Source organism: Methylocaldum sp. RMAD-M (genome assembly GCF_017832375.1).
Taxonomy (GTDB): domain Bacteria; phylum Pseudomonadota; class Gammaproteobacteria; order Methylococcales; family Methylococcaceae; genus Methylocaldum.
The window spans coordinates 31,153-43,123 of the sequence record NZ_JAFIBZ010000011.1 but is presented as its reverse complement, the minus strand read 5'-3'; the positions used below and the strand labels follow the sequence as shown (position 1 = coordinate 43,123).

Here is an 11,971-nt window from a genome sequence, read left to right as displayed (position 1 = left end):
AGGTATCCCATGCGTTTCAAACAACAAAGCTTTCTATTGCTGATATTGTCCATCTGCGCCGGTCAGGCCGTCGCCCATACCGGTTTTCACCCGGTGGAAGGATTCGCGAGCGGTTTCGTTCATCCCTTGCTCGGCGCCGATCATCTTGCGGCGATGGTGTGCGTGGGCGTGTGGGCAGCGCTGGTGACCACCGAGCCGGGGCGATTGTGGCGATTGCCCGCGGCGTTCATGGCGGCCATGGTTCTGGGCGGTGCGCTGGGAGCATTCGGGGTGGTGATCACCGGGGCGGAGCCTGCCATTGCCGCATCGGTCCTGGCGCTAGGGCTGTTGCTTTTGGGTAAGGTTCGGCTTTCGGGCGTGCTCGCTGGCATGATCGTCGGCCTTTTCGCCGTGGCCCATGGCTATGCCCACGGCCTCGAAATGGCTCAAGGCGCCGCGTTCGCCGCCTATGCGGCCGGATTCGTGATCGCCACGGGCTTGCTGCATCTCCTCGGCATCGTGCTGGGCCGTTGCCTGCTCCGGGTGCCGGGCATGTATCGCGTCGCCGGCGGGGCCGCCAGCGTGTTCGGAGTCGCTCTGCTCGTTCAGGCCTGGTGAGGGGGCTACCATGTCCGCTATCGATTCGGTGCAGAACCCGGTTTATGTCTACGAACGGCCGGTGCGCCTGTGGCACTGGGTTAACGCGCTGGCCCTGGTGGTGCTCGCCGTTACCGGTTACTTGATCGCCTCGCCCTTGGTCGCTCCGGATGGCGAAGCCAGCGAGCACTATCTGATGGGCTATGTGCGCTTCGTGCATTTCGCGGCCGGTTACGTACTGGCGGTCGGTTTCATCGGCCGCGTCTACTGGGCGCTGGTCGGCAACCAGTATGCGCGCGAGCTGTTCGTGCCGGCGATACACCGCGCCGAATGGTGGGACGGCCTCTGGCACGAAATCAAATGGTATCTGTTTCTGGTGCCGGAACCGCGCAAGCACGCGGGCCACAATCCTCTCGCCAACATGGCCATGTTCGTGTTCTACGTGCTGGGCGCGTTGTTCATGATTGTGACCGGTTTCGCGCTGTACGGCGAAGGCTTGGGGCAGGGGAGCTGGGCCAGCCGCTGGTTCGGCTGGGTGATTCCGCTGTTCGGCCAGAGCCAGGACGTTCATACCTGGCATCATGTGGGCATGTGGTATCTGGTCGTGTTCGCCTTGATCCACGTCTATGTCGTCATCCGCGAACAACGGCTGTCGCGGCAATCCATGACCGGCACGATGATCGACGGCTGGCGCAATTTCCGGGATGATAGGCCATGAACCGGATTCTGATTCTCGGCATCGGCAATGTACTGTGGGCCGACGAGGGATTCGGGGTGCGTGTCGTGCAGGCGCTGCAACGAAACTACGACTTTCCCGAATCGGTGCGGCTGATGGACGGCGGCACCCAGGGATTGGCCTTGCTGCCCTACGTGCAGGAAGCCGATACGCTGATCATCGCCGATGCCGTGGATTTCAAATGCGATCCGGGGACGCTGGTGGAATTGCGCGATGCAGAGGTGCCGGCTTATTTGGGAGCAAAGAAGATGAGCCTGCATCAGGTCTCCTTTCAGGAGGTGCTGGCCTTGGGCGAACTGCTCGGCCATACGCCGCGGCATTTGTACCTCGTCGGCGTTCAGCCTTGCGTGTTGGAGGATTACGGCGGCAGTCTCAGCGAGCCGGTCAAGGCCATGCTGGAACCGGCGATGGCCCGCATCCTCCAGTATCTGGCCGAACTCGACATCGTTGTCGAGAAGCGGACGCAGGCGGGGCCGGATTCCGATCCCTTAGGCATGGCGGCCTACGAGGCTCGGCGTCCATCGGCAGGGGAGGCCTGTCGAGTCGGAGATGAACGCTTTCTGGCACTGCGGAGCGACTGAGATGTGCATAGGCGTTCCGATGCAAGTCGTTCGAGCGGAACCGTTTCAGGCGTGGTGCAAGGGCGCCGACGGTGAGGGAATGGTCGACATGCGTCTGGTTGGATCGCAGCCGGAGGGTACCTGGGTATTGACGTTTCTTGGCGCGGCCCGAGAGGTTCTCGAGCCCGAGCGCGCCGCGCAAATTCAGGCCGCGTTGGCGGGACTCCGCGACGCCATGGCCGGCCATTATGACCCGGCCGCGGCCTTCGCCGACCTGGTGGATCGGGAGCCTCAGCTACCCGACTTCTTGCGGGAGCCGACATGACCCTGGCGGAAATGTTCGATCGGCTTTCGGGCAGCCCGGCCATTAACTTGGTGGATAGAGAGGGCCTGGCCGAGTTCGCCGCGGCGCATCCGCAATGCCTGGTCGGTTTTTTCAACGACCCCAAAGCCCATCCGGAGAACGCCGATCTCGCCGTGGTTCTTCCGGAACTGCTGCGCGCGTTTCCGTCGCTGCGAGCGGCGGTCTTGAAACCCGAGGCCGTTGTATCCGTGGCCCGGGACTACGGCGTTGCGGTCTATCCCGCGCTGGTATTCTTGAACGACGGCCAGACATCCAAGATCATGGCACGCATACAAGCCTGGACCGATTATCACAGTCAGATCCAGCAATGGCTGGACGGGGAGGGTTAATGACCATGCTCGAACAGCACAGCCCGGTGGCCACCGAGAACGCCGCGCCGGTCACGCCTTTTGACGATCCCGAATGCGGCTATCTCGCGATGCCGCAAGGCATGCACAGCTTTTCGATGCCGCTGCCGGGGGAGATTCCCGCCTGCCAGGCCGGCATCGCCGTCGTGCGCCGATTGGCCGAGTGCTTGTCCGCCGAGTTGAACGGTATCGATTCGGACCGCATCCATCTCGATTCGTACGACGAAGAAACCCGCCGTTTTCTCGACCAGGTGTTGGGCGACGGGGAGGTCAGCGCCTTGATCGATGCTGACGATGTGCGCTGGGCGATACGCGAGTCGGTGTTCATCGGGGTTTGGCGGCTGCGCGAATTCCGCGCCGGAGGAACCGTTCGGGACTATCTCGAAGTCGGCTCGGTTCCGTCGGTGTTGCGGCATGCCGGAACGTACACGGCCGGCGTCGAACGGCCGCGGTCTTTCCCGGACGGCCTCATGAACGCGCCTTCGCTATTGACGGAGCTGTTCGCCAAATCGGTCGCCTTCCAGGAAGGACAAAGCGAGGTCATAAATCTGTCGCTGCTGCCGATGACCGAAAACGACCTGGCTTATCTGGTCGAAGTGCTGGGACTGGCCGGCGTGTCCATATTGTCCAAGGGTTACGGCGACTGCCGCATCCGTCTGACGGGCTTGCCCAATGTGTGGTGGGTCCAGTATTTCAATGCCAGCGACCAAATGATCCTGAATACCGTGGAAATCACCCCGATTCCGCAAGCGGCGCAGGCTACCCAGGAGGATTTCGAGGATTCGCTGCAGTGGATCGAGGAACTGCTCGCGATGCTGAAGGAAAGCTGATCGTGGCCGATGCAACGCGCTTCGAATGCCGCGTCTGCTGGCACGTCTACGATCCGGAGGAGGGCGATGTGCAGGCGCAGATTCCGCCCGGCACCGCCTTTTCCGACCTGCCGGAAAACTGGTGCTGTCCCCGTTGCGACGGGGCGAAATCGGGCTTTCTGCCGTGCTCGGAGGTTTAGCGGATTTTACCGTGCGGCGCCGGGATTCTCGTAGGTCGGCAATCCTTTGCCGACGAATACCCGCTTGCCGACCTGCTGCGTCGGGAAAGGATTCCCGACCTACGACTGTTCGGGAGATCAGCGCTGATACGGTCGTTTTTATTGATAGCCGAACCGTCGCGCGGTCGTGATTCACCGTTGCTCTAGGGTGGCCGTTGAGCACTAACATCGGCACCGCGGAACTGCTGATTCGCTGCGGCATTTCCTCCGAAACGATCGTGTCCGTGAGCATCACGCCGAGGCCGCTCCTTCCGGTCGAGCGCCTGGCGCTGGGCAAACCGCCGGAAGCGGTGCCCACGCTCTTCGGGCGGCTGTTTTCCCTCTGCCCGAAGGCGCACGCCAAGGCCGCGGCTAGGGCGCTGGAAGATGCGCTGGATATTTCCGTATCGCCGAATCTGGAGCGGCTTAGGGACTTGCAGACCACGGTGGAGCGGGTTCGCGAACTGAGTCTGAATCTGCTGTTGGCGTCCGACGGACGAATTTCCCCTTGGCCGCCCCGTTTGATCACCCTGTGTCGGCGTTTGATCGCGGCACTCGGAGGCGATGCCGTGCACTGGCCGGCAGCGCCTTTCGAACCGAATGCCGCTGAATTACGTGTCGGGGCGACCGAGCTCGAGGCTCTAGTGAGTCATTTGCTGGGCGGTCTGTGGCATACGCCGCAGCCAGACCTGGAAGCGGTCCGGCATTGGCTGGAGCACGATACATGCGCGGCAGTGGCGTGGATGCGACCCGCATTACAGCCCGGCTGGCCCGATTTCGGCCGCTGTTCCGTGAAAGGGCTTCCGATGTTCACCGACGCGATGCTGGAAGCAGCGTTGGGGCCGGGAGTGGCGCGCGTGAATTCCGACTCCCCCGAATGGACCGGCGAGCCGCGCGAGACCGGCTGCCTGGTCCGCCAAAGTTCCGATCGGCTGGTACGGGAAGCCTCCTCGGTTTACGGGAACGGCTTGTTCACCCGCATGCTCGCGAGGATCGTCGAACTGAAATGCCTGGCGAGGACGCTGATCCGGGATATCGAACATCTCGGTCCGATCGGCTCCGACCCGTCGCCGCTACCCAGACACGGCACCGGCGTGGCGCAGACGGAAGCGGCACGCGGCCGGCTGATGCACCGCGTCGAGGTAGCCGGCGGTCTCGTCCGCGGCTATCGCATCCTGGCGCCCACCGAGTGGAATTTTCATCCGCGCGGCCTGGTGTATCGGGCGCTACTGGGCACGACGGTCGGCGATGCGGATTCGGCCGGGGCTCGGATCGATGCTTTTCTGCATGTCGTCGATCCTTGCGTCGATTTTCGATTGATTCTGGAACGGGCCGAGCGCCCCGCGTCGCCCGCGGAGGGGTAACCGTATCCGCTGGAAGGAAACCTTGAACCTGAGCGTGTCGATCGCGTCTTTCGACGTTGCCCGGGCTCGATCCTTCGGCCGGTCGAGACCAGCGTCCGGCCTGCTCGCCCCGAACAACTTGGACCAATGGCCGTTCGTCCCATGTCGACCGAAGGATTCAAGAGGGGATGGAGCGGCCGATGTGACATTGCGGGCATTTCGGAGATTCAATTGCGGTTTTTGGGTTGAACGGTATGGATCTTGCCGTTACATTTTCGGCCAGCCATGTCATGGCGCTGTCGCGGGGGTTACGTAACCTCGGCGACGGTTTCGGGATTACGGCGGGGCGCGCTCCTCCACGCCGATGGGAAATGTGACCCCGAATTCTTCGGCGTTCTTCCGCCGCTCTCGCGGCATCTCTGCAATAAGGAGTATTCGCAATCATGGAAGCACAAAAACACGCGATCGGAAATGGCCGGTCCTGGTCCGGAAAGCCGTCCCTCCAGGCGTTAACCGTTCTAGCCGCGATGGGGCTCGCTTCAAACGCTCACGCGGCAGTTCGCTACTCGATTACCGATCTCGGCACCCTTGACGTTGTCACCGGCATCAACAATGTCGGACAAGTCGTGGGCTACTCCTATACGCCCAGCGGCAGCGCCCGCGCTTTCGTAATGGTAGATGGCGTGATGACCGATCTCGGCACGCTCGGCGGGGATAATAGCTATGCCTTTGGCATCAACGATGCCGGACAGGTGGTGGGAAGGTCCAGTACTGCCAGCGGCGAGGACCATGCTTTCGTAATGGTAGATGGCGTGATGACCGATCTCGGTACGCTCGGCGGGCGCGACAGCCGCGCCAACGCCATCAACGATGCCGGACAAGTGGTGGGATGGTCCAGTACTGCCAGCGGCGGGATACGTCCTTTCGTCGCGGAGAACGGCGTGATGACCGATCTCGGTACGCTCGGCGGGCGCACCGGCGGCGCCGCCGCCATCAACGAGGCCGGACAGGTGGTGGGAGCTTCCTATACTGCCGGCAGCGTGTTCGAACATGCTTTCGTCACGGTGGATGGCGTGATGACTGATCTCGGCACGCTCGGCGGGTCCGACAGTTGGGCCTTGGGTATCAACAATGCCGGACAAGTGGTGGGAGAGTCCTATACTACGCGCAGCGGCGACTACCATGCTTTCGTCACGGTGAACGGGGTGATGACCGATCTCGGCACGCTCGGCGGGGACGACAGCCGTGCCCTGGACATCAACGACGCCGGACAGGTGGTGGGAGACTCCAGGACTGCCAGCGGCAAGTGGCATGCTTTCGTTACGATAGACGGCGTCATGACCGATCTCAACGCGCTGCTCGATCCGGCGGACGCCGCTGTTTGGACGCTTACCTCTGCAATCGCGATCAACGATGCCGGCCAAATCGCGGCCCAGGCCGAGATCAACGGCCAACACCGCGCCGTGCTGCTCACCCGAGCGCCTCGCCGCTTTTAAGGAAACCTTATGCGACTCCGGGTTAATGAAAGGAGGCGATTGTGGCGACGTGTAAGTGTTCGGCGGCCCGCGTTCGATCCAATCGCAAACGTCACTTTAGTCGCGACCTTCATGCGTCCGCCACGCCTACGTACGCCGCTTCGCTCAGCACTCCGGCAGGGCTCCCGCAAATGACTTGACGCCGTGTCGGTTACGCTTCCCGTGCGCCTTCCCGGTGCCAATCCCCGCCGCGATATTGATGGGCAGCGCCCAGCTGGGTTGGGTCGGTCTGAGCCGGGGGAAGGATTCGGATTTGGCCCGCAGCTGATTGATGCGTTATTCCATTCGGCATTCGAGTGAACATTAATCGTAGGGTGGGTTAGCGCAGCGTAACCCACCGATTCGAGGTCGCTCGGTGGGTTACGGCCTCGCGGCCTAACCCACCCTACAAAAATTAATGCCTTATTGAAAGCGATTTGGAATTAATCCGTCGTCAACGCACCGCCTAGGGAAGGGCGGCGTCAATCTGGACATATGTCCCCTGCTCGATAAGACGGGCGAACTCCGGAAAAAAAGACGAGCAACCTCTGTCTCAAGCGATGGCCGCTGTCAAAGCGGCCGTGTGCGAGTAGAATTCTTTCCCCATGGGTCGAGGTTTTTCAGGGCTTCGTTTTTTGCTTCATCAGGTTATTGTTTTCTATTCGCTATGCATGAACTCTCCCTCTGCCAAGGCATCGTCGATATCCTGGAGACCGAAGCGGGAAAGCAGCACTTTGCGCGGGTGCGCAAGGTCAGATTGTTGGTCGGTCCTCTCGCGGGGGTCGATCGTGCAGCCTTGGGCTTCGGCTTCGAAGCGGTGAGCCTGGATACGATCGCCGAAGGAGCGGAACTGGAATTCATCGATACGCCGGGCCTGGCCTGGTGTTTTGCTTGCGATCGTACGGTGGAAATCGCGCAATATTACGACCCGTGTCCCGCATGCGGCGGGCATCGCCTGAAAGTGACCGGGGGCGAGGAATTCAGAATTCTCGATTTGGAGGTGGAATAAGCATGTGTACCGTTTGCGGCTGCGGCGAAGCCGATCAGCACCATCACGCTCACGCCCACGATTCGGAGCATGAGCATACCCACGATCACGGCCATGACCATGGTCATCACCATCATCACCACGGCCAAGGCGCTGCCGGACTGAGTATTGACGGTCTGAGCCAGGAGCGCATCGTTCGCATCGAACAGGACATTCTCGGCCGCAACGACGCCCATGCCCGAGGCAACCGGCAATTTTTCGAAGGCCACGGCATTCTCACCGTGAACCTGCTTTCGAGCCCCGGGTCCGGCAAGACCACGCTGCTCGAGCGCAGCATCGCGGATCTTAAGGAGCGGTTCGACGTCAGCGTGATCGAAGGCGACCAGCAGACCGAGAACGATGCGGAGCGCATACGCGCCACCGGCGTTCCGGTGTTGCAGATCAACACCGGCAAGGGCTGTCATCTGGACGCTCACATGGTCGGCCATGGCGTGCAAGATCTCAAGCCCGCCGATTACGGCATCCTGTTCATCGAGAATGTCGGCAACCTGGTCTGTCCGGCCATGTTCGATCTGGGCGAGGCGGCCCGCGTGGTCATCCTCTCGGTCACCGAGGGCGAGGACAAGCCGCTGAAATACCCGGATATGTTCCATCGCGCCGATCTGGTCCTGATCAACAAGATCGATCTGTTGCCCTATCTGCGTTTCGACATCGAGCGCTGCCTCGGCTATTTGCAGCAGGTCAATCCGGACGTGGAAACGATCCGTGTTTCGGCCACTACGGGGGAAGGGATGGACCAGTGGTACGGATGGCTGGAACGACGCCGCAAGGCGCTGTTGGCCGAACGACTGGCGGGACTGGAGCGTCAGGCCGCGGCGATTCGGGCGCGGATTTGAGCGTTGCCGCCGAGGCCGGACGGCAGCGCCGGCGGCTGACGCTGAGCGGTCTGGTGCAGGGCGTGGGTATGCGGCCTTTCGTGTACCGCCTGGCGCGGGAACTGGACTTGGCCGGCCGGGTATCCAACGGCCCGGAAGGGGTCATCATCGAGGCGGAAGGCGACGCGCCGGCTTTGGCGGCATTCGAAATCCGTCTGAAGCGCGAATGCCCGCCGCAGGCCGACATCGTCGATTGCAGCGTAGAAAGCGTTCCCGCCGTCGGCGAGCGAAATTTCCGGGTCGCGGCGAGCCGTGCGGATGGCGCAGTCGCTCCGTTCGCTCTGCCGGATCTGGCCCCATGCCCGGACTGTCTTCGGGAACTGTTCGATCCCGGCGACCGCCGATTCCGTTATCCCTTCGTCAGCTGCACCCACTGCGGCCCCCGCTACAGCATCCTGGACGCCTTGCCGTTCGACCGGGAGCGTACCGCCATGGCGGGCTTTCCGCTCTGCGCCGAGTGCATCGAGGAATACCGCGATCCTTCGGACCGGCGTTTTCATGCCCAGACCACCTGCTGTCCAAACTGCGGCCCGACTTTGGCTCTATGGGACGCCGCCGGTCGCACGCTAGCGCATGGCGACGAGGCGATGTTGCAAGCCGTCGAGCGCTTGCGGCAGGGACAGGTGCTGGCGCTTCAAGGGGTGGGCGGATTCCAATTGCTGGTCGATGCGGCGGATGAAAAAGCGGTGCAGCGTCTGCGCGAACGCAAACACCGGCCCCACAAGCCGCTGGCGCTGATGGTGGCTGACCTCGCGGCGGCACGCGAGCTTTGCGATGTGACCGACGCTGAAACGCGGCTGCTGACGTCATCGGCAGCGCCCATCGTGCTACTGCGCCGCCGCGATGCGTCCGGGTCGATCGCATCCGGCATTGCGCCGGGGCAGAATCACCTGGGGCTAATGCTACCGGCCTCGCCCGTGCACCATCTGTTGGCGCGGGATTTCGGCGCGCCGCTGGTTTGTACCAGCGGCAACCGGGGCAACGAACCGATCTGCATCGCGCCCGAGGAGGCTCAGCAACGCCTGGCCGGCATCGCCGACGGTTTCCTGGTGCACGACAGGCCGATACGGCAGCCTTTGGACGATTCCGTGCTTCGCATCGCCGACGGAAAGCCCCTGATGTTGCGACGCGCCCGAGGTTATGTGCCGCGCCCGGTGACCCTGGATGCGGATACGCCGCCGATCCTGGCCGCCGGAGGGCATCTCAAGAACACGGTTGCCTATGCGGACGGCGGGCGCGTGATCTTGAGCCAGCACCTCGGCGATCTCGATACGGCGGAGTCACTGGATCGCCATCGCGCCACCGCCGGTCTGCTTCCGTGCCTGTTCGGCCGTCCGCCTCGGTCGGTCGCATGCGATCTGCACCCCGATTACGCCGCCGGCCGCTGGGCCGAAACCGCCGGGCTGCCGCTGCGGCGCGTGCCTCACCATCTTGCCCACGCGCTGGCCTGCATGGCCGAGCATAGTTTGAAGCCGCCGCTTCTGGCCGTGACCTGGGACGGCTTGGGACTGGGCGAAGACGGCACGCTGTGGGGCGGGGAATTCCTGCGCATCGCCCCGGACGGTCATCGCCGCATCGCCGGCCTGCTGCCGCTGTGCCTTCCCGGCGGCGAACGCGCGATCAAGGACCCGCGGCGATCGGCCCTAAGCGTGTTGTACGCCCTGCACGGCGAGCAAACGCCGGACTACTTGCCGGCCATGCTGGAACCGCGGTTTAAACCGGCTGATCTGACTGCGTTATTGCGGCTGCTGCAGACCGGCACGCGGTCGCCCGGGTGCAGCAGCGCGGGGCGCTTGTTCGACGCGGCCGCGAGTCTTTTGGGACTGTGTCAGGACGTCAGCTTCGAGGGGCAGGCGGCGATGGCGCTGGAGGCCTCTGCGGAGCAAAGCGGGGAGGGCGACGGGACGACTTATCCGATGCCCGTGATCGACGGCGAGCCGAAACGGCTGGACTGGCGTCCCTTGTTCCGGGCGCTGTTGGACGACCACGCGGCCGGCGTGCCGGCGGCCGTTCTCGCCTTTCGGTTTCACGCCAGCCTTGCGGCCGCCATTACCGACGTCGTACTTGCCGAACCGATTTCCACCGTCGCCCTGGCCGGCGGCTGTTTTCAGAACCGCCTGCTGCTGGAGCTGTGCGCAGAGCGGCTCCGCAATGCCGGCTTGCAGGTATACTGGCCGGAGCAGATACCCCCCAATGACGGCGGCCTGGCGCTGGGCCAGATCGCTGCCGCGACATTTTCCGAGGAGCTTCTCACATGTGTCTAGCCGTACCCGGTCAGATCCTCTCCATCGAACAGGCCGACGATCCCTTGCTGCGATCCGGTCGGGTCGATTTCGGCGGCGTGGTCAAGGTGGTGAACCTGGCCTATGTACCGGAAGCCGAAGTTGGCGACTATGTCATCGTTCACGCCGGTTTCGCGATTTCGCGCCTGGACGAGGCCGAAGCGCAGGCGGTGCTGAAGGAGATTGCCGCATTGGAGGGCATAACCGATGAAATATCTTGACGAATACCGCGACGCCGCGTCGGTCAAGGCCCTGGCCGACGCCATCGCACGCCGGCAGACCAGGCCTTGGACTCTGATGGAGGTCTGCGGCGGGCAGACCCATTCCATCGTCAAGCACGGCCTGGACCGCTTGCTGCCGCCGTCGCTCAGCCTGATCCACGGTCCCGGCTGCCCGGTTTGTGTGACCCCGGAAGCCATCATCGACCAGGCGCTGGAATTGGCGGCCCGGCCCGACGTCATCTTCTGTTCCTTCGGCGACATGCTGCGGGTGCCGGGTTCGCAACACGACTTGTTGACGGTCAGGGCCCGCGGCGGCGACGTGCGCATGGTTTATTCGCCCCTGGATGCGCTGAATCTGGCCCGCGAACATCCGGAGCGCCAGGTGGTGTTCTTCGCCGTGGGTTTCGAAACCACCGCGCCGACGACTGCGATGGCCGTGTTGCAGGCGCAGCGCTTCGGAATCAAGAACTTTTCCTTGCTGGTCGCCCACGTGAGGGTGCCGCCTGCGGTGGAAACCTTGTTATCGGCGCCCGACAACCGGGTCAACGGTCTGCTGGCGGCGGGCCACGTTTGTGCGGTGATGGGCTACACCGAATACGAGCCCATAGCCGCCCGTTTTCGCGCGCCCATCGTGGTGACCGGGTTCGAGCCCCTGGACATCCTGCGCGGCGTCCTGAGCTGCGTGGAGCAATTGGAAGAGGGGCGCGCCGAAGTTGAGAACCGCTATGGCCGTGCGGTGAGCCGGGAGGGCAATCGACCGGCCCAGGCGCTGATGGAGCAAGTTTTCGAACCCGTCACACTGAGCTGGCGCGGCCTGGACGCCATCGCAGACAGCGGCCTGGGACTGCGTCCCGAGTTTGCCGATTTCGATGCGGTGCGCCGCTTCGAGCTATCTGTTCGGAAGACTGCCAGCGCCGGTCCCTGCCGCAGCGGAGAGGTCTTGACCGGGCGGCTGAAACCCTTCGAGTGTCCCGCCTTCGGCACGGCCTGCACCCCGGAACATCCCCTGGGCGCAACCATGGTTTCGTCGGAAGGCGCCTGCGCCGCTTATTACCGCTACCGCCGCGATGCCGCCTGA

Annotated in this window: 14 protein-coding genes; all 14 read left to right on the top strand. The window is 63.3% G+C overall.

The features are described 5' to 3' along the window. The first annotated feature begins 9 nt into the window (after positions 1-9). On the top strand, positions 10-597 hold the full coding sequence (locus JOD69_RS12585) for a HupE/UreJ family protein (RefSeq protein ID WP_077732681.1): 588 nt from the start codon (positions 10-12) through the stop codon (positions 595-597). A gap of 10 nt (positions 598-607) precedes the next feature. Beyond that, positions 608-1,294, top strand: coding sequence for a Ni/Fe-hydrogenase, b-type cytochrome subunit (cybH, locus tag JOD69_RS12580; protein WP_077732680.1), 687 nt, complete (start codon positions 608-610; stop codon positions 1,292-1,294). Beyond that, complete coding sequence (locus JOD69_RS12575) at positions 1,291-1,893, top strand: HyaD/HybD family hydrogenase maturation endopeptidase (protein ID WP_077732679.1); 603 nt, start codon at positions 1,291-1,293, stop codon at positions 1,891-1,893. The genes cybH and JOD69_RS12575 overlap by 4 nt, the downstream gene beginning before the upstream one ends. Beyond that, complete coding sequence (gene hypC / locus JOD69_RS12570) at positions 1,862-2,197, top strand: HypC/HybG/HupF family hydrogenase formation chaperone (protein ID WP_346425860.1); 336 nt, start codon at positions 1,862-1,864, stop codon at positions 2,195-2,197. The genes JOD69_RS12575 and hypC overlap by 32 nt, the downstream gene beginning before the upstream one ends. Next, positions 2,194-2,565: a hypothetical protein gene (locus tag JOD69_RS12565; protein ID WP_077732677.1), complete on the top strand. Its 372-nt coding sequence runs from the start codon at positions 2,194-2,196 to the stop codon at positions 2,563-2,565. Before hypC ends, JOD69_RS12565 begins: the two co-directional genes overlap by 4 nt. Further along, a complete protein-coding gene (locus JOD69_RS12560; RefSeq protein WP_168175550.1) occupies positions 2,565-3,413 on the top strand; it encodes a hydrogenase expression/formation protein in 849 nt (282 codons plus the stop codon). The genes JOD69_RS12565 and JOD69_RS12560 overlap by 1 nt, the downstream gene beginning before the upstream one ends. 2 nt (positions 3,414-3,415) lie before the next feature. Further along, entirely contained in the window at positions 3,416-3,592 is a 177-nt protein-coding gene (locus tag JOD69_RS12555) for a rubredoxin (RefSeq protein WP_240502670.1), read from the top strand. 194 nt (positions 3,593-3,786) lie between these two features. After that, the gene (locus tag JOD69_RS12550) at positions 3,787-4,974 is read left to right on the top strand and encodes a nickel-dependent hydrogenase large subunit (protein WP_077732675.1); all 1,188 of its coding nucleotides are present in this window, start codon (positions 3,787-3,789) and stop codon (positions 4,972-4,974) included. A gap of 422 nt (positions 4,975-5,396) precedes the next feature. Next, complete coding sequence (locus tag JOD69_RS12545; protein ID WP_210023971.1) at positions 5,397-6,449, top strand: hypothetical protein; 1,053 nt, start codon at positions 5,397-5,399, stop codon at positions 6,447-6,449. Between the two features lie 685 nt (positions 6,450-7,134). Continuing rightward, positions 7,135-7,476, top strand: coding sequence for a hydrogenase maturation nickel metallochaperone HypA (gene hypA / locus JOD69_RS12540; protein ID WP_086133398.1), 342 nt, complete (start codon positions 7,135-7,137; stop codon positions 7,474-7,476). A 2-nt stretch (positions 7,477-7,478) separates the two neighbouring features. Next, positions 7,479-8,351 carry a hydrogenase nickel incorporation protein HypB gene (gene hypB / locus JOD69_RS12535; RefSeq protein WP_086133397.1) on the top strand — a complete coding sequence of 291 codons (873 nt, stop codon included), beginning with the start codon at positions 7,479-7,481 and terminating at the stop codon, positions 8,349-8,351. Then, the gene (hypF, locus tag JOD69_RS12530; protein WP_205780971.1) at positions 8,348-10,654 is read left to right on the top strand and encodes a carbamoyltransferase HypF; all 2,307 of its coding nucleotides are present in this window, start codon (positions 8,348-8,350) and stop codon (positions 10,652-10,654) included. The genes hypB and hypF overlap by 4 nt, the downstream gene beginning before the upstream one ends. Next, positions 10,645-10,893 (top strand): HypC/HybG/HupF family hydrogenase formation chaperone, encoded by a 249-nt coding sequence (locus JOD69_RS12525; protein WP_077732254.1) that lies wholly within the window; start codon positions 10,645-10,647, stop codon positions 10,891-10,893. Before hypF ends, JOD69_RS12525 begins: the two co-directional genes overlap by 10 nt. Continuing rightward, positions 10,880-11,971, top strand: a complete 1,092-nt coding sequence (hypD, locus tag JOD69_RS12520; RefSeq protein WP_077732255.1) for a hydrogenase formation protein HypD — start codon at positions 10,880-10,882, stop codon at positions 11,969-11,971. The genes JOD69_RS12525 and hypD overlap by 14 nt, the downstream gene beginning before the upstream one ends.